At 66.5% G+C, this 23,494-nt stretch carries 16 protein-coding genes and 2 pseudogenes; 10 read left to right on the forward strand and 8 right to left on the reverse strand.

The window, feature by feature from the left end; genetic code table 11:
- Positions 1-58: 58 nt before the first annotated feature.
- Both ABH926_RS35310 and ABH926_RS35315 read left to right on the forward strand, forming a co-directional pair.
- Positions 59-1,132, forward strand: coding sequence for a tyrosine-type recombinase/integrase (locus tag ABH926_RS35310; protein WP_370370305.1), 1,074 nt, complete (start codon positions 59-61; stop codon positions 1,130-1,132).
- Entirely contained in the window at positions 1,129-3,441 is a 2,313-nt protein-coding gene (locus tag ABH926_RS35315) for a tyrosine-type recombinase/integrase (RefSeq protein WP_370370306.1), read from the forward strand. The genes ABH926_RS35310 and ABH926_RS35315 overlap by 4 nt, the downstream gene beginning before the upstream one ends.
- A gap of 50 nt (positions 3,442-3,491) precedes the next feature.
- Here ABH926_RS35315 and ABH926_RS35320 read toward each other — a convergent pair whose 3' ends face one another.
- On the reverse strand, positions 3,492-4,577 hold the full coding sequence (locus ABH926_RS35320) for a hypothetical protein (protein ID WP_370370307.1): 1,086 nt from the start codon (positions 4,575-4,577) through the stop codon (positions 3,492-3,494).
- Between the two features lie 99 nt (positions 4,578-4,676).
- Between ABH926_RS35320 and ABH926_RS35325 the strand changes: the two are divergent.
- Positions 4,677-5,444, forward strand: a pseudogene (locus ABH926_RS35325) (tyrosine-type recombinase/integrase); the annotation flags it as partial.
- Positions 5,441-7,723 carry a tyrosine-type recombinase/integrase gene (locus ABH926_RS35330; RefSeq protein WP_370370308.1) on the forward strand — a complete coding sequence of 761 codons (2,283 nt, stop codon included), beginning with the start codon at positions 5,441-5,443 and terminating at the stop codon, positions 7,721-7,723. The pseudogene ABH926_RS35325 and the gene ABH926_RS35330, both read left to right, overlap by 4 nt.
- A 145-nt stretch (positions 7,724-7,868) precedes the next feature.
- On the opposite strand, the gene ABH926_RS35335 is transcribed toward ABH926_RS35330, so the two are convergent.
- The gene (locus tag ABH926_RS35335; protein WP_370370309.1) at positions 7,869-8,438 is read right to left on the reverse strand and encodes a suppressor of fused domain protein; all 570 of its coding nucleotides are present in this window, start codon (positions 8,436-8,438) and stop codon (positions 7,869-7,871) included.
- A gap of 143 nt (positions 8,439-8,581) precedes the next feature.
- On the opposite strand from ABH926_RS35335, the gene ABH926_RS35340 reads away from it, so the two are divergent.
- The 3 genes from ABH926_RS35340 to istB all read left to right on the forward strand — a co-directional run bounded on the left by ABH926_RS35340 (position 8,582) and on the right by istB (position 10,058).
- Positions 8,582-9,019 carry a hypothetical protein gene (locus ABH926_RS35340; protein WP_370370310.1) on the forward strand — a complete coding sequence of 146 codons (438 nt, stop codon included), beginning with the start codon at positions 8,582-8,584 and terminating at the stop codon, positions 9,017-9,019.
- Positions 9,016-9,273 (forward strand): hypothetical protein, encoded by a 258-nt coding sequence (locus ABH926_RS35345; protein WP_370370311.1) that lies wholly within the window; start codon positions 9,016-9,018, stop codon positions 9,271-9,273. Before ABH926_RS35340 ends, ABH926_RS35345 begins: the two co-directional genes overlap by 4 nt.
- A 62-nt stretch (positions 9,274-9,335) precedes the next feature.
- Entirely contained in the window at positions 9,336-10,058 is a 723-nt protein-coding gene (gene istB, locus ABH926_RS35350; RefSeq protein ID WP_370370326.1) for an IS21-like element helper ATPase IstB, read from the forward strand.
- Between the two features lie 101 nt (positions 10,059-10,159).
- On the opposite strand, the gene ABH926_RS35355 is transcribed toward istB, so the two are convergent.
- The 5 genes from ABH926_RS35355 to ABH926_RS35375 form a co-directional block, all read right to left on the reverse strand.
- Positions 10,160-10,621: a hypothetical protein gene (locus ABH926_RS35355; protein ID WP_370370312.1), complete on the reverse strand. Its 462-nt coding sequence runs from the start codon at positions 10,619-10,621 to the stop codon at positions 10,160-10,162.
- A gap of 228 nt (positions 10,622-10,849) precedes the next feature.
- Positions 10,850-17,398 (reverse strand): HEAT repeat domain-containing protein, encoded by a 6,549-nt coding sequence (locus ABH926_RS35360; protein ID WP_370370313.1) that lies wholly within the window; start codon positions 17,396-17,398, stop codon positions 10,850-10,852.
- A gap of 30 nt (positions 17,399-17,428) precedes the next feature.
- Complete coding sequence (locus tag ABH926_RS35365) at positions 17,429-17,803, reverse strand: hypothetical protein (RefSeq protein ID WP_370370314.1); 375 nt, start codon at positions 17,801-17,803, stop codon at positions 17,429-17,431.
- A 295-nt stretch (positions 17,804-18,098) separates the two neighbouring features.
- Positions 18,099-18,782 carry a hypothetical protein gene (locus tag ABH926_RS35370; protein WP_370370315.1) on the reverse strand — a complete coding sequence of 228 codons (684 nt, stop codon included), beginning with the start codon at positions 18,780-18,782 and terminating at the stop codon, positions 18,099-18,101.
- A 130-nt stretch (positions 18,783-18,912) separates the two neighbouring features.
- Positions 18,913-20,490 carry a hypothetical protein gene (locus tag ABH926_RS35375; RefSeq protein WP_370370316.1) on the reverse strand — a complete coding sequence of 526 codons (1,578 nt, stop codon included), beginning with the start codon at positions 20,488-20,490 and terminating at the stop codon, positions 18,913-18,915.
- Positions 20,491-21,050: 560 nt separating this feature from the next.
- On the opposite strand from ABH926_RS35375, the gene ABH926_RS35380 reads away from it, so the two are divergent.
- From ABH926_RS35380 to ABH926_RS35390, 3 genes are all read left to right on the forward strand, one after another.
- Complete coding sequence (locus tag ABH926_RS35380) at positions 21,051-21,608, forward strand: hypothetical protein (protein ID WP_370370317.1); 558 nt, start codon at positions 21,051-21,053, stop codon at positions 21,606-21,608.
- Positions 21,602-22,471, forward strand: coding sequence for a hypothetical protein (locus tag ABH926_RS35385; RefSeq protein ID WP_370370318.1), 870 nt, complete (start codon positions 21,602-21,604; stop codon positions 22,469-22,471). Before ABH926_RS35380 ends, ABH926_RS35385 begins: the two co-directional genes overlap by 7 nt.
- 275 nt (positions 22,472-22,746) lie before the next feature.
- On the forward strand, positions 22,747-23,184 hold the full coding sequence (locus tag ABH926_RS35390) for an SAF domain-containing protein (RefSeq protein ID WP_370370327.1): 438 nt from the start codon (positions 22,747-22,749) through the stop codon (positions 23,182-23,184).
- On the opposite strand, the pseudogene ABH926_RS35395 reads toward ABH926_RS35390, so the two are convergent.
- Positions 23,123-23,494: pseudogene (locus ABH926_RS35395) on the reverse strand (transposase); the annotation flags it as partial. The gene ABH926_RS35390 and the pseudogene ABH926_RS35395 sit on opposite strands and share 62 nt — an antisense overlap.

Below are 23,494 nucleotides of genomic sequence, written 5' to 3' on the forward strand. Positions count from 1 at the left end.
AATCAGACCGGGTAGGCGATCATGTCTGCTCGGTACGACCACGAACTGAGGAGATCCGTTGGGCGCCGAAGTGGTGCTGGAGGACAAGTGGCCGGTGTTGGGCCGACACGAGCGAGCCGCGGTCTGGTTGCGAGTATGGACCGACCTCGGGCGAGCACCGCGGACGATCGACGCCTACGCCCGTGGGTTGGCCGAGTATCTGTCGGTGTGCGAGCGGGAGGCAGTCGACCCGATCACCGCGGACCGGGCGCACGTTGCCGTCTATGTTCGCGAACTGACGTCGCGCCCGAGCAAGCGTGGAACGAACGTGGTGTCGATCGATTCGGGGGCCGGGTTGTCGAACGCCACGCTTCAACAGCGGTTGGTGCCCGTGCGGCTGTTTTACGACTTCCTCATCGAGGACGGGCTGCGCGACTCCAATCCGGTGGGCCGGGGTCGTTACACGCCTCGTGGTGGGTTCGGCGGACACGAGCGCGGCCTTGTTCCCCGCCTGGTCAAGCTGCCGTGGATCCCCAGCGAGCAGCAGTGGCTGGATGTCCTGGCGGCTGCTGCGGATGAGCCGATCCGGAACAGGGTGATGCTTGCGCTGGCCTACGATGCCGCCTTGCGGCGCGAGGAGTTGTGCTCTCTGCGCACCGACGATGTGGACCCAGCGCATCGCATGCTTCGAATACGGGCGAAGACCACGAAGAACCGCATGGAGCGCGTGGTGCCGTATTCGGCGACCACTGGTGTGCTGTTGTCGGACTACCTCGCCCACCGCGCGACGATCAGCCGGGAGCGGGGCCTGTTGTTTTTGTCGGAGTCTCGCCGCAACTACGGCGAGCCGTTGAGCCTGTGGACCTGGTCGAAAGTGGTGCGAAGGATCGCGCTGGCCTCCGGGGTCGAGCGATTCTCCACCCACACCACCCGGCACCTGTGTCTGACGGATCTGGCCCGGATGGGCTGGGAGCTCCACGCGATCGCCACGTTCGCCGGCCACCGCTCCACCGAGTCCACACTCCAGTACATCCACCTGTCCGGCCGGGACCTGGCCGAGAAGCTGCAGCGCGGCATGGAACAGATCCACGCGTGGCGGATGGAGATGCTGGCCAGCCTCAGCGAGCACAAGCCGGGAGCGATCAAGTCGTGACCGCACTGTCCTCGGCGGCCGTCAACCTGACGGCCGCGGCTCCCGCCTGGACCTGGCCGATCAGCCCGGCGAAGTACGACTCCTCGGCTGCGCTCACCGGCCTTGAGCTGTCCGCGCTCGAGGAGCTGGGCTGGGGGCTGCGCCAGTGGCCGGACCGGTGGCAGGATCCGCATCAGGCCCAGTGGCGGGCAATCCACCGACTCGTCCAGCCTCTCGCCGCCGCCCGGGAGCACCTCGACGTCGCAGATAACGTATTCCACCGCCGCTCGGCGGTCGACGCCGTCGCGCTGCTGCTGCGCGGGTGCGCCACGCAGCGCAGGAGCTTCTGGGCCTGGGACGCATCGGCTTGGGCCGACGTGCTGGGGACCAGCGGGAAGGCGTATCGGCGGGCGTATCCGGGATGGGCCGACAGCTCCGCACGCTCCTATGCGATCGCGATGGCATACCTGTTCGGGTTCGCCGACCTGCAGCTGCTGGGCAATGTCGGGCGCACCGCCGTCGCTCGGAAGGTGTTCGGGCAGGCCCGTGTCGATGAGGCCATCGATCAGGTCACCGCGGTGCTGCACGGCTGGGGGCAGCGGTCCCCGCAGGTCACCGCCAGAACCGTGGGCCTGCTCAGTCATTCGATGCTGCTCAACCGCAGCCCGTTGCTGGCGGATCTGACACCGGAGGTCCTGCAGCAGCTGCGCACCAACACGACGATTCCCTACTCCCTGCGCCAGAACTTCCACAGCGTCCACCGGGCGCTGGCCGCGCTCGGCCTGACCAGCCCGCCGCAACCGCCGACTCGGCTTAGCCCGCCGCCGGTGGAAGGCGTGTCCGAGCCGTGGGCGCAGTGGGTGCAGCGCTGGTGCGACACCTCCACGCTGCCGCCGCGCAGCCGTAGATGCCGACGCACCCAGATGCTCCGCATCGGACGCTGGCTGGCTGCCGAACACCCCGAGGTCCAGCAGCCGGAGCAGTGGACGCGCGAGCTGTGCGCCGCCTGGGTGGCCGCCGTCGACCGCATGCGCATCGGCGACTACACCCAGACCGACATCGCCGTGCACGAGCGCATCGGCGAACCCCTGATGCCCAGGACCAAGAGCGGCCTTCTCGCCGGGGCCCGCCAGCTGTTTCGCGACTGTCAGGAATGGGGGTGGATACCACGGCGTTTCGACCCGACCCGCGCCCTGGCAACACCCAGGAGCATCAAAGCACTGATCGGTCCGGACCCTCGCGTGATCGCCGACGACATCTGGGCGAAGCTTCTGTGGGCCGGCCTCAACATCGAGCACTGCGACATCTACGCGCAACCCGTCGGCCGCCTCCACCCGATCGAGCTGCTCCGAGCACTGGCGATGACCTGGCTGTTCGGCGGGCTGCGCTCCGATGAGATCGTCCGGCTGCGGGTGGGCTGCATCCGCTGGCAACGCGACGACGTCCGCGTTCCCGGCACCGACAACGAAGTCCTCGCCAAAGACGCGGTCTGCCTGCTCGATATCCCGGTGCACAAGACCGGAACCGCCTTCACCAAACCGGTGGACCCGCTGCTGGGACAGGCTATCGCCGCCTGGGAATCAGTCCGCCCCACACAGCCCGCCGCCGTCGACCGCAAGACCGGCGAGCACGTCCAGCTGCTGTTCTCCTACCGGGCCCAAGGCATCGGCGGACGCTACCTCAACGATCGCATCATCCCCGCGCTGTGCGCCAAGGCCGGCGTCCCGACCAGCGACGTCCGCGGCAACATCACCAGCCACCGAGCCCGCTCCACCATCGCCAGCCAGCTCTACAACGCCAAGGAACCAATGACGCTTTTCGAGCTGCAGGCCTGGCTCGGGCACCGCTCACCCGCAGCCACCCAGCACTACGCCAAGATCGCACCGATCACCCTGGCGAAGGCCTACAGCGACGCCGGATACTTCGCCCGCAACGTGCGCACCATCGAAGTCCTCGTCGACCGGGACGCCGTCACCTCCGGCGCGGCCGCGGCCGGCGAGCCCTGGCAGTTCTACGACCTCGGCCACGGCTACTGCACCTACACGTTCTTCGAACAGTGCCAGCACCGGATGGCCTGCGCCAGGTGCGACTTCTACACGCCCAAAGCCTCCAGCAAAGGTCAACTGCTGGAGGCAAAGGACAACCTGCAGCGCATGCTGGCCAACATCCCGCTCACCGACGACGAACGGGCCGCCGTTGATGACGGGCAGACAGCCCTTGACCAACTCCTGGAACGGCTGATCGACACACCCACCCCCGCCGGCGCCACGCCGCGGGAGCTCGGCATCCCGGCGACGGCGACACTCCTGCCGATCATCGAGGTGAAGTAGAAACCGGCATAGACCCGGGCCGATTGCAAAGCTCCGATGGCAGGCGGCCGTTAGATGTCGGAGCGGCGCAGATTGTCGTCGAGGTGTTCCATCTCGACGTCCACCGCGTACACCACGAAGTCCTTCGTGATCGGCAACACTGTGATCCAATCGGCCGCGCTGAGCAAACTTGCCATCGCGCAGAGAAGGCCCCTGCCCATGTCGGAGCAGGTCAACGTGAGTTCCTGGGCCAGAAGACGTGCGACGTCAGAGACCGCGCCAAGGTCCACCGACGTCTCGTGGGCCATGTCCGCCGGCGACCAGATGACATCCGAGTCGGGTTTGTCGGCCAGGTGAACGCGCCGATCCTCATCGAGGCCGACATGGATGGTGAAATCGGTCGGATCCGCGCGCTCGTCGTACATGAGCGCGATGCAATAGGCGGGGGTATCGATCGCCAGATCGCGAACGGAGCGAGGGATCTGGGTGAGCAACTCTTGTTGGACCGTTGCCCAGGCGTCTTCGACTGTGAAGCCCACTGGCGGACGCTCGTACTTCACCTGCGGAGAGCCCAGACGCTCGGAAATCTCCAGACGGACCAGTCCTTCGTCGTCGTAGACGGCGTCGATGGCTGTATAGAACCTGAGTGGAAGCAGGGCTCCGGATTGCCTGTCTCCATGATGGGTCACGATGCGAGTCACCTGGTCGTCGGTGTAGTCGTAGGTCTCGCAACCCCCGCCACCGGTGGCGACCATCGCCACCGACCGCATGCGGCCTGCCTCAAAGCCGAACTCGTGCAGGTAGATCGGGCGGCCGTCGGCATGAAAGTGGGCTTCCTCGACGGTGTCGACCAGGTATGTGCGAAAAGTCTCGTAGTAGAGCTTGCCGCCGAGGAAGCCGCTGTATTCGAGCATGGCCACCAGACGATCGTCCGCGTCGAACCCGATCTGGAAATGGTCTTGCGCCAGGTCCGGCCGCTCGGCAAGGCGATGCCCCGGATGACTCAGGTCCCGCTGGTAGTGAAGGGGACGGAGGTCGAACGCCTCGTCGTCGTACCATTCCCAGCGAACGACGGCTGCGTGCGCGGCCGTCCGATGGACGTCGTATTCCGCGGCCAGGCGGGCGAAGCGTTCATCGAGGCCAGACAGATCGATCATGCTTCAGATCCTACGGCGACGACGGTAACCAGTTGACGACCGGGCGTCGGTTGGCGGCTCCGATGAACCCGTCCAGGTTGACAAGTCAGATTCCACATAATGGTTCCGGTCCGGCTGTTCTACGACCACCTGATCGAGGAGGGCCTGCGGGAGTCCAACCCGGTCGGGCGCGGGAAGTACACGCCGGGCCGACGGTTCGGAGGGCACGATCGCGGCCTGGTCCCGCGGCTGGTGAAGCTGCCGTGGATTCCTGACGAGCGTCAGTGGCTGGAGCTGCTGGCGGTCGCTTCCCGCGAGCCGATCCGCAACCGCGTGATGCTCGCGCTGTCCTACGACGCGGCGCTACGCAGGGAGGAGCTGTGCACGCTGCGCACCGACGACCTGGACCCGGCTCACCGGACGGTGCGGATCAGAGCGGAGAACACCAAGAATCGGCTGGAGCGAGTAGTGCCCTACTCGGTGCCGACCGGGATGCTGCTGGCTGCATACCTCGCTCATCGCGCGACGATCAGCCGGGCAAGGGGCCTGCTGTTCCTGTCGGAGTCGCGCCGCAACTTCGGCGATCCGGTGAGCTTGTGGACCTGGTCGAAGGTCGTGCGGCGGGTCGCGGACGAGGCCGGGATCGCCCGCTTCTCGACGCACACCTGCCGACACCTGTGTCTGACCGACCTGGCCCGGATGGGCTGGGAGCTGCACGCGATCTCGACCTTCGCCGGCCATCGCTCGGGTGAGTCGACGCTGCGCTACATCCACCTGTCCGGCAGGGACCTGGCCGACAAGCTGAACCGGACGATGGACCACATCCACGCCTGGCGCACCCAGTCGCTCGCCGCGATGGACGGCACCGCTTCGGAGGCCGGGCGATGACCGTCGCGGTGATCGACGAGACAGCGGGGCGGCTACTGGACGCCGCCGACTTCGACCGGCGCGAGCTGTCCCGGCGGGAGCGGCATTGCCTCGTCGAGCTCGGCGCGGATCTGCTGCGCCGCCAGAACTACCGGGATGACCAGCGTCTGTGGCGGCCGATTGGCAGACTGCTGCAACCCCTGGAGGCGGCCCGCGCGTCCCTGCGCTGGCAGCCTCCGGATCTGCGCCACCAGCGGCGTTTCGCGATCGACGCCATCGGCCTGGTGCTCATGCGCAGCGGGCAGCTGGGCACCGCGTTCTGGCAGTGGACCGCCGAGGACTGGACGGCCCTGATCGGCGCCGGCGCGGAGGAGTTCGGCCGACCGTGGGAGGGCTGGCTCGACAAGGGCACGCGTCCCTACGTCCTGGCCTACGGCTATCTGCTGGCCGGGTTCACCGAGCTGCACAGCATCGGCCGATTCCACCGCCCGGCTCTGGCCTGGCGCGTCTTCGGCCGCGAGCCCGTCGACGCGGCGGTCGACCAGGTCCAGCAGGTCCTGGCCGGATGGGGATACGGCGGCACCGAGGACCGGTGGGCCACCGCGACCTGCCAGCTGCTGCTTATCAACCGCAGCCCGCTGCTGGCCGATCTCACCGACGACCTGTTCCATCGAGTACGCCGCGATCGGCTGCTGGGCGGGCGCCTCGACGGCTCCGTCCACGGCGTCCATCGGGCCGTGGCCCAGCTCGGGATCGTCACGCCGCCTGCGACCGTCGGCTCGGGCCCGGTGCCGATCTCCGGCGCAGCGGAGGCGTGGACGTCGATGCTCGAGCGCTGGTTCGCCACCTCGACGCTCACCCCGAAGACCCGCGGCATCACGCGGAACGTGATCGCGAAGGCCGGACGGTGGCTGGCCGCCGAGCACCCCGACGTCGTCGGACCTGCGGACTGGACGCGGCAGACCTGCGCTTCGTGGGTTGCCGCGATCGACCGGATGACCGTCGGCGAGCATGTCGAACGCGTCCCGGCCGGGCGGGCCGGTGAACCGGTGAAGCCCAAGACCAAGGCCGGCTACCTGCGGATGACGCGAACCTTCTTCCGCGACCTGCAGGAGTGGGAGTGGATACCCCGACGCTTCGATCCCCGCACCGCCCTGGCCACACCGCGCAGCATCAAAGCACTGACCGGCCCGGATCCTCGCGTGATCGCCGATGATGTGTGGGCGAAGCTGTTGTGGGCGGGTCTGAACCTGGAGACCGGGGATCTGGCGCTTTCCGCCGGTCGCGGCTATCCGCTGGAGCTGGTCCGGGCGATCACCCTCGTCTGGCTGTTCAGCGGGCAGCGCAGTGACGAGATCGCTCGTCTGCGCGTCGGCTGCATCCGCTGGCAGCACGACGGCCACGGCATCCGCGCCGACGACGACACCGTCCTGGTCCGCGACGCCGTCTGCCTGCTGGACGTCCCCACGCACAAGACCGGCGGCGCCTTCACCAAGCCCGTCGACCCGCTGCTCGGGCAGGCCCTCGAGGCATGGCAGCAGGTCCGCCCGGGCCAGCCGACGATGCTCGACCGCAAGACCGGCGAGAATGTCCACTTCCTGTTCGCGTTCCGCGCCCAGCGGGTCGACAAGCACTACATCAACAACAGCATCATCCCGACCCTCTGCCGCAAGGCCGGCGTCCCGGCCGCCGACGTCCGCGGCGCGATCACCAGCCATCGGGCCCGTTCCACCATCGCCAGCCAGCTCTACGACGCCAAGGAACCGATGACGCTGTTCGAGCTGCAAGCCTGGCTCGGACACTCCTCACCGGAGTCCACCAGGCACTACGCCAAGATCACCCCGAACACGCTGACCCGCGCCTACCGCGACGCCGGATACTTCGAGCGCAACGTCCGCACCATCGAAGTGCTCATCGACCGCGACGCGATCGCCAGCGGGCAGGCGGCTGTCGGCGAGCCCTGGCAGCACTACGACCTTGGCCACGGGCTCTGCGGATACACGTTCTTCGAACAGTGCCCACACCGCATGGCCTGCGCAAAGTGCGACTTCTACACGCCGAAGAACTCCTCCAATGCCCAGCTCCTCGAGGCGAAGACCAACCTGCAGAAGATGCTCACCGCCATCCCGCTCACCGACGACGAACGCGAAGCCGTCGACGACGGTCAAGCCGCGCTGAGCAGGCTGCTCGACCGTCTCGCCGACGTCCCGACTCCCGCCGGACCCACACCACGGCAGCTTGAGGTTCCGCCGTCGGCAACCTTGCTCCCAATCGTCGATATTCGTTCCCAGCTAAGGTGATCCGCCCACGACATTCTGACCTGCGTCGATCAGTTAGATGGGACGATCCGGGGAGCACGATACCCACCTATGTCGTTCCGGACCCGCGATGGAATTGCATCCTGTTGGCCCGTCGGAGGTTCGGTGCGGCTGATTCGGGCTCCAGTCACATTGCCGGGGGCCGTGTGACGTCGAACGAGTCCCATTCCAGGTTCCAGAACGCTTCGAGCCCCTGGTCCGAGATGAACTGCCGCTCGACGTCGTGAATGGGGTAGAGCCCGACGATGTTGATGACGTCGTGGCCTTCGTGTCCCTCAGGGCTGACGTCGACTCGGAAGTTCTGCGGATCGGCGATGGTCGGCTCGTAGATGGCGAACGCGGTCATGGCGGACTCGGTGGAGATCGGTTCGCCGAAGTCGATCGTGCTTCCGTAGCTGAACGGGCACTTGCCACGCAGTGTCTCGGCGAGGTGTCCGGCCGCCATCGCCCAGAGGCGATCTGTGGATCGGACGCTGATGGAGAGCTCCCGGCTGCCATTCCGCCAGGCTGGATGGTCAGCCAGTGACAGCCCGTAGGTATGGCCGACGAGGTAGCCGGGTGAGGGATGGTCAAGGTAGGTCATGACGGTGACCTGGCCAAGGCCGGGGCTGGTCGACGGGAAAGGCGTGAAGGCTGGTTCCACCTCTCCTGACAGCCGGTCGAGGTGGGCAAGATAGCGTTCGACGCGGCTGATCATGACCGCATCATGCCCGGCTGGCGGGGTCCTTGTCGATCAAATGCTGGACTCATGGATTGAACAGTCGAAGTCAACCAACGTCGCACACAGCCTTGACATTGCGCTCCAGATTCCACATAACCGAGGAAAAGATCGCCTACTACATGCGGACCCCGGCCTGGTGCCGCGCCACCGCACAAGAGGTCGGACCGGCCTGCGTGGAGGTGATCGCCGCCCTGGGCGAGCGCGGGGTGATGTCCAGCCTGCGGCAGGCCCAAGGCATTCTCGGGCTTCGAGACCGGCACGACCCGGCCCGGCTGGAGGCCGCCTGCCGCAAGGCCCTGACAGCCGGCGACCCGTCGTATCGCACCATCAAGGGCATCCTCACCCTGGGGATCGAGGACGATGCACAGGTCAGGGCGACCGGGGATGCCGGCGCTGCGGCGTTCCTGCACGGCCCCGAGCAGCTGTTCGGCGCCGACCCGGCCGCCGAGCACCGGCAGGCGGCGGACGACACGCTCTCCATGCGGGCCGTGGACGCCGTCCTCACCATGCCGAGCGGCGACGCCCTGCCCGCCATGGTGACCAAGGCCGCGCGATGAGCGAGCCGACCGTGACCCTGTTCCCCGACGAGGCCGTCGAGCTGGCCCGCATCATCGACGTCTTCCTGGAATACGCCGCCAGGGGCAACGACTACCTCATCGCCGACCTGGCCGACATCGCCTACGGCGACCACATCGAGGGCTACCGGGACTGGACCGAGGAGTCCCTGGCCTGGGCCGGACGCCTCGCGCTGCGCATGAGACAACAGGCGGCCGAAGCGACCGCCACCACCACGAACGGAGACGAGCTGTGACCATCTCATCGGTGCTCGACCCGGGCCTGCACGACTCGCTGCGCGCGTTGAAGCTGTCCGGGATGCTGGACACCCTCGACGCCCGTCTAGCCCAGGCCCGCGGCGGCGATCTCGGCCACCTGGACTTCCTGCAAGTGCTCTGCGACGACGAGATCACCCGGCGCGAGCAGCAGGCCATCGCCCGCCGCATCCGCCGCGCCACGTTCGAGTCAGCGCAGGCCACCCTTGAAAGCTTCGACTTCGCCGCCGCCCCCAAGCTGCCCGCGGCGCAGATCCGCGACCTGGCTGGACTGCGCTGGCTCGCCGCCGGCGAGTCGATGATCGCCTACGGCCCGGTCGGGGTCGGCAAGACCCACGTCGCCCAGGCCATGGGCCATCTCGCGATCCGCCGTGGCGCCGAGGTCCGGTTCACCAAGACCAGCCGCCTGCTGGCCGACCTGGCCGGCGGGCACGCCGACCGCAGCTTCGACAAACGGCTGGGCGACTACGTCCGCCCCGCCCTGCTCATCCTGGACGACTTCGCGATGCGCGAGTTCACCCCGGCCCAGGCCGACGACCTCTACGAGCTCGTCTCCGAGCGCACCGCACGCGGAGCCGCCATGGCACTGACCTCGAACAGGCAGCCGTCGGACTGGTATCCCCTGTTCCCGAACCCTGTTGTCGCAGAATCCTTACTCGATCGGCTGATCAACAACAGTCACCAGGTGTTCATGAACGGCCCCAGCTATCGCCCGAACAGGCGACCCGGACGGTCCGCAGACACCACGGAGACCAAGAGCGAGTAGCTTCAGACACGGACCGGACCCTGGTGGATTCCGTGGACGCAGGGGTGGTGGATTACGGCGTCGTCGACACCCAGGCGGTAAGCGGCATCCGCGGGGCGTGTTCAGAACGCGATCGTGAACCGGCCGTCCGCGAGTTTGCGCAGCCAGCCACGGTCGGCGAGCCTGCTCAGCTTCGCCCGCAACGGCTCCAGCTTGCCCCGCTCCCCGACCGGCAGGCCCAGCACCGACCCGACCTCCTTGACCTTCACCGGCCCGGCCGCGTCGCGGACGATCGTCCAGATGCGCTGGTAGTCCGCCGGGAGCACGCCGACGTCGCCATCACCCACGCGTACCGGGATCAGCAGCACCGACCGGCCACCCACCTGAGCCTCCTCCGGCGCCGGCGCGAGCGACAGGTACTCCAGGACGTCCTGCTCGCTGAACCGCTGCACGACCCGCTCGGCCACCACGAGCTCGTCCCGCTCGACGCGCACCTCGTCCAGCTGCTTGACCAGCTGTTCCTCCAGCAGGTCCAGCTCGGCACGCCGCGCGGCGATCCGTTCCAGCATCACCGAATCCGTCATGAAGCCGAGCGTAGGAACCACAGCCAGGCGCCGCGGTCGGAACCAGCGCGAACCACCCGGACGAACGATCTACACCGAAGACACCCGTCCACGACCAGTGCGAACACCCGAGAGCACTGTCACACCAGGCCCCCTGACCAGCCGAAACCAAGATGGTGGATCTTCATTGGCCAAGTTCTGACCAGAACAGGGCCCCGCGGCCAGGTTTCAGAGGCACCATAGGCACCTTCAGGTAGACTGCTCGCAGAACCAGCGTAACCATTCGCTTGAGTGCTCCGTAAGGCAGACGTTCCTCGCAACCTGCTGGACAAGCGCAGGAAACGTGTGATCGTCGCGCCGCCACAGAACGAGCTCTTTGACTGCGGCGAGCTGTTCCAGGACGCGATCAGCCGAAGGTACTGCCGCCGCGCTCAAGTCGGCAAGCAGCGGACTGCTACAGTACCGCTTCTGCAACCACTCACGAGCTGGCTGACGTACGGCCACATCATCATCCGCGATGATCCGATTCACCACTTCCGTAATGTCGCCGAACGCTGGCAGGGCGAGCGTTTCGATCGCTGCACGGCGCAATCCTGAGAAGTCGGACGTCACCGCGCGTGCCAGCAGATCCCGCGTCTCCTCGCCAGGCCCCTGCCTACCTACCAGCGCAATCACGGACTTGATGGCCGTGGAGCAATTCCCGCCTACGGCCTCTCTATAGAGTACTGGCAGGACCTCGTCACGGTCACCCCATGACGTAGCGAGGACGTACCCTGCCTTGACCGCGAGCGCCTGGTCGGCACTGGAGTACAGGCCGAGAAGTGAGGGCAGGTCCAGGGGAAGACCGCTGACCCACCTGGCCAGAGAGAACTCCAGAAAGTAGCGGGTAATGGGTGCGCCGTCGGCAGCGGCGCCCAGCAAGTCGTCGGGCGAGACCTCTCGCAACAATGTCGCAGTTTTTACCGCCTGGTAACGAACCCACCAATGCGAGTCTCTCAGGGAATCAGTCAGTACCTTGCGAAGCCGCGCGATGCCACTGAGCCAGCGCCAGGCATAGACGGCGCACGCTTGCCCGCGCACTAGCTCGTCGGAATCACCGCACAACGCGAGTATGGCGTCCCTAGTCTCCGCGGCATCGGGACAACAGTCCATGAGGAGGTCTAAGGCTGTCATGCGAACAACCGCGCTGGGATCGCGAACCGCGTCAAATAGCATCCGACGGATGTTCGCGTCGTCCCGTCGAATCCGCGTCAACGCAGATAACACGAGCTCGCGTTGTGCGAAATGGGGGTCTACCGCGGCCGTCACGAGGAGTTCCAGGACCATGGGATGATCTGGCCAACGCACGCTGAGCTGATCAATGGCATCCCAGCGCTGGGTCCAGTCGGATGACGACGCGGCCCGTACGAGGTCGTCGAAGTGGTACAGCGGCGGTGGTGACTGGACCGAATCGAGCCTCAGAACCCTGACGGAGCGCTGTGGATCGCGCCTGGCCGCCACTTGCACGACTCGGGTCCCGAGTTCATTCGGTTGGAAGGCTGTCAGCGTCTCGACGGCGAATCGGCGAATCGCCTCGTTGGGGTCCAGCGTGGCGTACCGCAATGCGGCCCAGGCCTCGCGGCTCGCAGTCGCGTCCCGGAACCGGTGCCTGACCAAATGCTGGAGCGCCGCCAAACGGACATCATCGTCCAGATCTCGGGCGGACCGCCGCGCCACCTCTCGTGTTTCCGACTCTTCGGGCCATGCGGCCAAGAGTATCTCGAAGCCGGCGCGACGAATGTAGCCCACCGGTTCGTGGAGCAGGTTTGTAATCCTTTCTCGACTGTCGTTCCGGTGAAGCCCGACGTGTTCAAGGATTTGGGTCCCGTTGCCCCGCGCGACCGCCTCGGGGCGACCGACGGCCCATGCCGCGATGGCCAGCGCCACGCCCTCATCGTCTGCTGCGGACAGACAGGTCGCATCGAGTGCGATACCGTGCATCGGCCAGAGCTGGTCGGTCAGAGCTCGTTGCACCGCCTCTCGGGTCTGCGCTGCATCCGGCCAGCGGATCAGCAGGAATTCCAGCCCTGCCACACGTGCGGGCAGGCAGGTGTCCCTGGTCAGCCGAGTGGCATCGGCGATCGTGACGATCCGATCGATGTGACCAAGCATGACGAGGGCGTGCCGGGCAAACCCTGCAACCTGAAAGTCAGCGTCCCGCAGCGCGTAGTCTATGAGCGCTATGGCCTCCGCATGTTGTGGCCATCGCAGGGCCAAGGACGCGATCGCCACCAATCGCACGGTCGACTCTGGATCCTGGGCTGCCTCGCAAACGGCCGCCAATGTGTCGGGGTCTTGAGGCCAACATGTGACCAACGTTTCCAGGGCTGCGGCACGAGCGGCGGAGGAGCTGGCTCTGGCGGCACGCTTCAGGGCCCTGAATCCGTAGGTGTCATCGCGGAAATGCTCGGCGAGTGACTGCTGGGCGAACAGACGGATATGGAAGTTGGCGTCACTGCTTGCCCGCGCCAGCCAGACCGTCGTCTCGACGGCGTCAGGCTTCCGCAACAGCACTGTGACAACGCCGAACTGCCGAATCGCGTCGTCGAGGTCGATCAGGGCGCGCCCTAGCAGATCTGAATCAGGTACGCAGCCGGCTGCCGAAAGACTCAAGGCCTTGATCGCGGAGTATCGGATGCCGGAAACGGAATCACGTGCCGCCGCGCCGGCGATCGCTCGTCCAATATCGGTATCCGGCTGCCACATGACTGCCAGATCAAAGGCCATGCGACGCACCTCGGCATCCATGTCAGCGGCAGCCCGTCGTACCTCTTCCCAGACCACCGGATCGGACGGATCACGCGCAACGAGCTGGAACAGCGCAGCCTCACGGTCGAGCGCCACAGCCGATCTGGCGGCGATGAGCAGTTCTGCCTGGGACGCCTTGGGTCCGAACCGATCGGCAATGGTGGTCTGATGCGTCACCCCGCGGACACCGCCGTCCGGATCCATGCACGCGATTTCAACTGCCGCGGCACACTCGCTCGCCCAGCGCGGATCGGCGATGAGCGACTCGAGGGCGAACTGCCGGATGGTCGGGTCAGGGTCTTCGGTGGCATGGCGTAGCAGGTGGGCTCCGACGTCGTCGGCCTGTGACGCCGCAAGTGTTTCCAGCGCGACCTGGCGAACAATCCCGTCCCGGCTGCGAGTCGCGGCCACAAAGACAGGGCGCACGTCGGGATCGGCAGCATGGAACATCGCCAATATCCGCATCGCAGTCGTCCGCGCGTCGGCATCGGGATCTCCGACCGCAGCCAGTGCAGCCCGGCGGGTCAACCGATGGCGCGGCCAATGGTCGAGCAGGAACGCCAACGCCTTACGGCGCACGCCACGGCTCGGATCGCGAGTCGCCCGCCAGACGGCCTCGACGGAGCCGGGCTCCTCGCTCCAGTTCTCGCCGAAAGACTCCAGCGCCTCTGTGCGCATGCCGGAATCCGGGTCCTCGGCCGCCTGGCGCAGGACCGCGACGGGGTCTTCGGGCACCCCTGACAACCGCGCCAGGGCCACGCGCGCCATGAACCGCACGGCGCCGTCTATGTCCCGGCCAGCCTGCTCGAGGAGGTCAGGGGTTTTCGGGTGTTCTAGCCAACGGGTGGCGAGCAGATCAACAGCCGTCGCGCGCACGCCCTCGTGGAGGTCACCGAATGCGCGATGAACGGCCAGCAGGGTGTTCGGGTCCTCTGCCCACTGCGCGACGAGCGCGTTCAACGCCGCCTCGCGAACGTCCTCATCCACCTCCTCGGACGCCCTTCGCACCAGCGGCAATGTCTCGGGGTCGTCAGCCCAGCTGGCGGCAAGAAATTCGAGAGCCGCTCGGCGTACGTCCCAGTGTGGATCGTGTCGCGCCATGTTCCGTACGGTCGGCAGGGTGTCGGCGTGTTGGCCCCAGCGTGTGACCAGCGCGCTCAGGGCCGCTTTGCGAACCTCACTGTCGTGGTCGACGAGTGCCTGGCAGACTGCTGTGAAGGCGACCGGCTCGGCGGTCCAGTGGGTGGAGAGAGCCACAAGCGCTGACTTGCGCACGCCATCGCTGTAGTCACGGACCGCGACGGACAGAGCGGCCAGCGCGTCGGGATGATCGGCCCAATGTTCGGAGATTGCGTCGAACGCAGCTGATCGGACATTGATGATGGGGTCCCGGACCGCACACAGGACGACCTCTCGCGTGGCATCCCGGTCGGGCCAGACCGCGGAGAGTCCGAGTACTGCTGCCCCGCGCTGGTCACTGTCCGGGGCTGTGATCGCCCGGTCAGCGAGTTCGTCACGAACCCGGTCAGAGTCAGGGAACAACGCGGCGACGAATCGCGCGGCGAACTGTGCCGCCGGCCGCACCCCGGTACGTCCGCCATATTCGTCGAACCATGCGAGGTACCGCTCCCGGCCGGGCCACCGCGCGCCGATTGCGGTGATGGCCGGTAGGACGGCCGTCACCAGGCGCTGGTCGCGGGCCTCGGCGAACGAGCGGATCGGGCGGCGCAGGGTCGCGATCAGCGCTTCGAGAGTCTGCAAGGCGCTGTTCGTGGCGGCGCTGATGTTCCGGATCTCGACCAGACACTGGGTGGCGAGGGTTACCGCCTCAAGCGACGGATTGTCGAGCATGCCGGAGTGGGCTGGCCGGGCTTCGGTGACCAGATGGGCGATGATCCGGTCAGCGACGCTGACATCGACCATACCGGTGACCAACCGCAGAACCTCAGACCAGGCATGGTCTTCCCAGTGTCCGCCGAAGACGTCGGTGACAAGGTCGGACTCGGACAGTTCCCTGGTCTTCTCGAAGCGTGCCACGATCTCGCTCGCGCAGAAGAATTCGAGAAGGCCGCGATGCACGAACCCGTAGATCCTCGAGCCGTAGCGGGCCAGGACGAAGTTCCGCTCCCGGAACTGTTCAATCATCGCGTTTGCGATCGCGGCGGCCCGGGTCGGCTCGTACTGGAACCGGGTCTGAAGGTAGTCCCTGATCTCTGCGACGAGATCGTCGTGCCACAGGTGGTTGCCTGCCAGGCCTTGCGCCCCGGTCTGCATTCGGTAGGCGAGGCGCCGGAGCAGCTCCTTCTTGTCGTCCTCGCGAATGACTGCGGCGTCGACACTGGCGTCCTGGAGGTGCTTGTTTACGTCCCAGTGCTGGATAAGAACGCTTGCGGCATGATCGTAGACCTTCCATCGCTCGCGCGGCAGTTCTTGATGTTTGCCAATGATCGCCAGAATGGTCAGCAGCATCGGATTGCCGGCCAGTTCTCGGATAGAGGGGGACTCGCGGATGGACCTGACCAGCCGCTCACGCCGGCCCGCAGCGACGGCGGGCCGGTCGCCCAGGGCGAGGCCGTACCAGGACTCGAGGAAGGTGTCGGTCTGCTTGGGGTCGAGGTCCTGGATCGTGTAGTGACGGAATCCGGCCTCCCGCAGGATGCGGGGACGGTAGCCGACGACCCGTGAGGTGACCAGGATCCGCGCGCTCGGGTAGGTCGCGGCGAAGCCGGCGATCTGCCGGGCTACCGCCTCGCGCTCGCGCGGATCGAATAGCTCGTCCAGGCCGTCGAGCAGGACCAGTATCTTTCCGCCGCCATGCAACTCATCCTCGAGGACCTCGGCGGGCACTCCGAGACCGTCGGAACGGGCTCGGAAGGAGAGGTACTCAATGAGCGTTTCGTGTCGGTCGCGGGACAACGAATAGTCCCGCAGCTCGACCAGCACCGGCTGGTAACCGCGCAGTGCGGCAAGTCTCTCGTGCTCCTGCTCCTGAGCGAGGGAGAGTGCGATATAGCGGGACAGCGTGGACTTCCCAGCGCCGGGATCGCCAAGCAGCACAACCAGGCGGGCGCGGGGCTGGCCGACAGCGTCGAAGGCCAGCTCGGCCGGACGGGCACGATACGACTGCTGCACCTGCTCCAATCGCTGCCGATCGACTCCTTGCGGCAGGTCGTCGGCCGAGATCCTGGCCGACTCCTGGATCCTCACTTGCAGCGCCTTGGGCAGCTCTGGGGGAGACACGTCTTCGCGTACGTTCGGCTCGACGAATACCTCGCGCAGGCCGATCGCGAGGTGCTCGTCCCGCTCCGGTGGGGTCAGCGCGTCGAGATCGAGCCGTCGGTACTCATCGACCAGGCGGCCTCGGTATCGGGCCCACTCTGCACGGCCAGCCACGGTGATCCGCTGGTCCGGCACCCCGTTCATGCGGCGCTGGATCTCGCGGGACACCGCCTCGGCCACCTTGGACCGCAGATCGTCGGCGGTGGTGAAGAAGTCGCAGACGTGCCGCTCGGCAACCCGCTGACGGAAAGTTTCGATCTTGTCGTAGGCGGCCCCCCGGTCGACCCAGACAGGCGGCCAGGGCGCGGTCTCGTCATGCAGGAACATAAGGCGGGGCACATCCGCCTCGCCTGCCTGGTCGTATTCGAGTTCGGTGATGGACTTGTCATGCCCGTCCGGGATGTAACCGTAGCGCCATGCCAGCAAGCCGATATAGAGGTCGCTGGACCGCACGTCAGCGAGGCAGCGGTCTAGCGGCCGGGACTCTTCGGCAACGTAGGTCCCCATCACCACATCCGTCACGTCCAACCGCTGCATGGCGAGACGGACCTGGGCCCGGTGCTCTGGGAGGTCCTCGAACGTCGAGGAGATATACACCCGCAGCGGGGACGGATCACGGCCGGTCGCCTGCGCCTCCTTCGCGTTGACGATGGTGATCGTCTGATGGACGGCGGTGAAAGCGTCTCGCCCGGCGGAGACCTGCTGCCGTGGTACGGCGTCACCCGGTTCCATGGATCCCCCACCCGAACTTGAGGTGTCGTCTCAGGCGTCTTCGGCGTCGACGCGAATCACGGTCTGGTCACGTCCCGCCACAAACGCGTCGCGCTGGGCGTGAACGTTCTGGACGACCGGCGCGGCGCCCAGCGTGGCCCATCCCACGAGCTCGGCGGCGAACTGCGGGTCGCGTTCAGCATGCCAGCGGATTGCGGAGGCCAGATCCGCCAGGCGGACCGGATCTGCTCCCTGCACCTCAACGCGCTCCAAAACATCTACCGCGCGGTGGTCGTGTTTGAAGATCTCACGGATCCTCGTCCTGATCGCCGAAACCGCTTCGACCGCAGCCTCTCCGCTCAGTCCGTGTACCGCACCCCCTGCGACCAGAAAAGCCACAGTCTCGGCAGCGCTCGCGGCGTCCATACCCGTCACCCCCCACCTTGCCAGCCTTACATTTAATAAGCATTCGATGATACTGCGTTACCGCCGCCAGCAGTAGCTCGACCCCGCGTGCCAGAAGCCTTTGAAGCGTTAGGCTCAGTCGGCTTCGAGCGCCGACGGGTGCTGATCGCCTGAGTCGGCCAGGGCGGCCAGTGCTTCACGTGTGTCGCGGCGGTGCGGCGGTGCGGCGGTGACTGACCTCGCCGCGGATTGCGCCGTCGCCGCTGGGAGGTGTCGGCTTTGGCGTTGCGGCCGGCCAGGACGGTAATCGGGGCGATCAGGGTGATCCCGCGCTCGTTCGAGGCGGTGATGTCGCTGCGGACGGGTAGCCGGAGTCCATCAGGTGCTCGGCCGGGGCTAGGCCGCGTCCGATCAGCTTGTCCTGGATGTCGGTGGTCGCGGTGACGTCCGGGTCGGTGGCCATGGTGGTGTGCACGTCGGTGATCAGGTTCGGCAGGTCATCGTCGCAGGACTCTGTCAGGTGGGCCTTCGTACCTTGCCACTCGATGTCCTCCTCGGCGCCGCGGCCCTTCGTGCTGTACCGGGCGCCGGGATCATACGGAGAGCACAGCCGCTCAGCGGACGGGGCCAACCCGGCGCCGTCCTTCAGAACCAGCGCGCCGTCGGGGCCTGCGGTGACCTGCTGGCCCCACAGCGTCCGCAGGATCCGCACCCGCGCCAGCGTGTTCATCCAGGCCGCGGTGTGGTCGGCGTCGATCCGGGCCAGCAGCGCCGCGCCGTCCGCGCCGATCTGCGCTGCCAGCGCCGCCATCGTCGTCTTCCTGCTGCCGCGCCCGATCAGCCGGGATGTCTCGACCTTCCGGCCGTAGCGCTCGTCCCAGCCTGGGGCGAGCACCGGCACGATCCAGTCCGGGCTGATCCCGGCGATCTCCTCCAGAGCGGCGCGCAGCCCTTCGCCGACCAGCTCGACCCGGTTCAGCTTGCGAACCCCGGCGATCACATAGGTGGAGTCGGTACGGGCCCGGCCGCCGCCCCGCAGCAGACCGGCGTCTCTGGGCAGCGAAGACCGGTCGGATCGCTGATGATCGAGGTCTGTCGCGACAGCGCGCCTTCGCGCGCCGGTCGGAGTGTCATTCCGAACCGGGCACGGCGGCCCTGTGAGGACTGCCGCCGCGTGCGCGAGAGGGGATGTCGGCCTCCCGGAACACCTGCTGGACCCGGTATGTCAGCGGGTTCCCGGTCGGGCTGAACCAGCCGAGACTGACGGCGATCTCTCGCTGGGACAGCCCGTCGTCCTCATACAACCGGCGGATTTCCTGCGGATCGCATGCGAAGCGCGACGGTGGACGCCAGCCGGGCTCGATGCCGACCCTGGCGAGCCGTTTCGCGACGCGTCCACCGTCCGGGGTGCCGTCGGGCTTGTACCAGCCCAGTTGCGCGGCGATCTGGCGCTTGGTTATCCCTTCCTGCTCGTACATACCACGGATCTCGAGGTTGAGTGCGGTCGGAGGCTTCGCACGTCGGGGGCGGGGCGCAATCTCAGCTTCCTTTATCCGCTGTTTCACCTCGTGGAGCGACGGCTTGCCGGACGGTGTGCGCCACCCGAGCCTGTCGGCGATGCCGACCTCGTCGAGACCCTCGTCATAGTAGAGCTTGCGCAGAGCCTCATCGCCGACAGTGCGCTGAGCGCGCGGGATGCTGATGCCGTGGTGGGCTAAGGCACCACGGATACGCTCGGTGCTCGGCCTGCCGGAAGTACTGCAGTAGTCGAGCGCCTTGGCGATCTGACGGGCGTTCATGCCCTGGTCGACGTGCAGTTCGCGGAGCACCTGCGCGGTGAGGGGTGTGCGGCCGCCGCTTCCGCTACGCAGCTCGGAGGTCCTGAGCTCGATCCCGTAAGAGCGCATGAGCAGTCGGACGTGCACCGAACTGCACTCCAGCATGTCTGCGATTTCGACACTGGTGCGCTGCTGGTCGACGTAGAGCTCCTGGAGGACCTCGGGCGTGATGTCTGTCAGTAGCTTGTGACCGCCATGTCGGCGAGGGATGCCGTATCGAGTAAGGCGGTAGTCGACTTTCCTGTGGGTAGTGCCGGTGGCTTTGGCGATCTCGTACGGAGTGAGGCGTTGGACCAGGTACATGGCCTCAAGCAGTTCGCGGCTTAGGGGGTCGGACGGCTCGCCGACGGCCTGGTAGTTCTCCATCCCGCGCCTGGTCAGCACGCCTGCGGCCTCCAGTCGGCGGCGGACGGCGTCGGCCGCGATGCCGGTCGCCTCGGCGATCCGCTGTGCGGGCCAGCCCCGCTCCCACATGGCGGTCAGGGTCTTCTGATCGGTCCACGGCACGGCCGGCGGCGCCGTCGCGGCCTGGCGCTTGGTCCTGGGATTGCAGGGGATGCCGTAGCGCCGCATCCACTTCCACACGGTTCCCGCCGCGATACCCATCGCGTTGGCGACCTCCTTGGTGGACGCATTCTCGACGTGGCGAAGTCGGTACAGCTCGTCAGGGTCGGGATACGCCGCGGTGCAGGGACCAACCGCTTTCCTCTGCAGGCCATACCGGTGGGCCAGGTCGTAGATGGTCAAGCGAGTCGTGCCGTACTCGGCGGCGATGTCGTCGGCCGGGCGTCGCTCCTCAATGTACAACCGGGCAAGGAGCTCCGGCGTCAGCACCTGCTGGATACGCCCTTGGCCTGCCGCCGGCACCATGATCTCCTCTCGTCTGGTCGACCTACACCGCCGGATTGCGGAGGAGAACGACGCGCGATGCGACGCTTTCCGGGTTCCTCCGTGACGCGATGTCGTCACTGGTCACGTCATCCGCTGCGACCAGTGATACCAGCTGTTCCTAGCCCGAGACGGTCAGGAGCGGGGCAAGCTTCATAAATCACCCGTGCCAGCGATACGTACACTCCGCCGAAAATTCGCAACCATCATTTCTCATGCCGAACCACTTTCCTCGTTGCGGAAGATCGGCATTGGAAACACGCCAATCGCTGACCCGTGTTGCTCGCACGCAAGTCGTGCAGGAGCGAGGGTACCGCCGGCTTTCTAGCCACGTCCGAAGGTGCATTCTGGGCGTTGGCGCGGTTCTCGAGTCTGGATGAAGCAAACCTCAGGCCAGCCTTCAAGATCACTCGATCGAGTGCAACTCGGGCGTGTTGGATGTCTCTACCGTTACTTCCCTTCTCGTTGGAGACAAGCTGATAGTGCGGTTCATGAGCCCTTCCGCAACAAGGGGAAGACGAGGTAAGAGAAGTGCTGCAGCCGTGAACAGTTTGAAGATCGTCGTGGCCTGCGCCGGAGTCGTCGCCCTGTCGACCACTGCGGCATGTTCCGAACCGCACTCGAAGAGCATCACGAACGCGGTAGCCACACCAACCAAAGCCACCTCCGACACGATGCCCAGCCCAATTGACCAGGCGAAGCAGGCGGCCCTGGCTGCGTACACGGGCATGTGGACTGACTACGCGAACGCCGCCCAGACGGCGAACTACACGGACCAGCGGCTGACCCAGCATGCGACGGATGCTGCGCTCGGCGAGATGGTTCACAGCCTCTATCAACTGCAACGCGGCGGACTTGTCATCAAAGGTGCGCTAGAAACGGCCCCGACGATCGTGGACGTAGTTCCACCAAACACGCCGACGCAGGTCGATATCAAGGATTGCGCTTCAGACGTCCACTGGTTGCAGTATGTCGCCGCAACCGGGAAGCCGCGGGATGCCATTCCCGGCGGTCGCCGCATGGTCACGGCCCGCGTCACCAAACAGTACGACCTCTGGAGAGTGGCGAACTACCAAGTGCAGGCAGAGGGCACATGCTGAAGTACGTGGCATTCGTCGGTGCGGTCGCCATCGCGTCGCTCGGATTTGGTGCTCGATCGGCGACAGCATCTGGCGGACTCGGTGGCGCTGGAGCGTCGGGTGACACAGAATGCGGCGCAACCAGCTGCAGCAGCTTCGCTCAAGACAGCCCGCCGGCCAAGGTTTCGAAACCCGCGCCGGCGAACACCCCGAGGGATCCGAATGCCCCGGTCTGCCAGCAGGTGCCGATTACCTGGGATCACCTGCCCGACCAGATCGTTGACTTACCGGATTCCTACTCTGGCTTGGACAACGCGTATCAGGAGCAATGTACGCAGGGCGGGAAGATCATCAGCTCGAAGCTGGTCTTCTACCCGGTGCCGTCGCCGGCCAGCGCGCAGGCTCTGGCCGAAAAGGCATACAAGACACTTGCCATGCCGCAACCGCAGGTCGTGATGAGCCCAGGGGTGAACGTGCCGCAGCTCACTGGGCTTCCGCTCTGGATGTGGTTGAAGCCTGGGTCTTGGGTACCGCAGTCATCGACGGTCAGCGCGGGCGGGATCACCATCAAAGCGACCGCAACACCACAGCGGGTGGAGTGGAACATGGGCGATGGGTCCACGGTGACCTGCCCAGGTCCTGGGACTCCGTTTCCGGAACACCCGAGCGGTGACGCAATGGCTCCGTCCCCGACCTGTGGACATACGTTCCATCGGACTTCCGAAGTCGAGCCCGGCGGAGCGTTCCACGTCACGGCGACGATCGTGTGGCGAGTGGACTGGACGGGGTTCGGGCCAGGCGGGACGTTTCCCGATGTGGAGTCTTCGGTCGGGTTCCCCGTGCGGGTGATCGAAGCAGCCGCGCTCGTGACCAACAGCCACTGAAGATCGTTCTCCATCGCGGTCTGAAGACTTCTGATATCTGACCTCTGGCGTAAGGCGAGTTCAACGTGCGTTCCGTCATTCCGGGGCAAGCCCCGCCCAAGGAAGCCCGCCCCGATGCGGTCTCTCGCTCGGCCACCACGTCGTTGGGGCGGCTGTCCTCGGCGCGGCGAGTACGTCCGGCGTATGTGAAGGTCGGGGCCGGGTTGGTCGCGGTGTGTGGCGTGGGCGGGGGTGTACTGCTGTCCTCGGTTGGTGGCCGGGTTCCGGTTCTGCAGGTGGCGGTGCCGATTCCGGCTGGGCAGAGGGTGACGGCCGAGGATTTGAGGACGACGGGGGTCGCTGCGGATGCCGCGGTTGGGCTGATCCCGGAGTCGCAGGAAGACCAGGTCGTCGGGCGGATCGCAGCGGTACCGCTCGTGGCCGGGGATCTGGTCACCGAGGGCAAGATCGGGTCATCAGCCGTCTTCCCGCCAGCTGGCCAGGCTGTGACATCGGCGGAGCTGAAGGCAGGGTCGTTCCCGGCTGAGTTGAAGGCGGGCGACCAGGTTGCAGTGCAGATCAATGCCGAAGGCCAGGGATCCGTTCAGGTCCCGCAATCACCCGCCGTCCTGTCGAACTCGGCTTTCGCCGTTTCTGCAGATGTGATGGGGGTCAGGCCGCCAGGTCCAGTCCTGCTTGGGCCCAGGCGTGCTGGACCTCGCGGATTTCGGTAGCGGTCGGTTGAGCGGCGCGGATGGGTGAAAAGCGGGCGGCGATGATCACGCGGCGGAGCTTGGCGGCCATGTCGGCGAACGCCGGTTCGGTCTTCGACGTGTACCAGGGCTGGCGCATCCGGCGGTCGGCGACGTCGGCCGGGGTGTGGCCGTGTAGTGCGTACCAGAGGACGACGATGGTGTAGCAGTACAGGGTGAACGGGGTGGTGCGCTCCACGGCTTGGCGGACGCGGTTGCGGGCCTGGCCCGCGCCCAGGTGTTCGCGGGTCTCTTCGAAAGTGATCTCGATGGACCATCGCCAGGCGTATCT

It is taken from the genome of Catenulispora sp. GP43 (assembly GCF_041260665.1).
Lineage (GTDB): Bacteria > Actinomycetota > Actinomycetes > Streptomycetales > Catenulisporaceae > Catenulispora.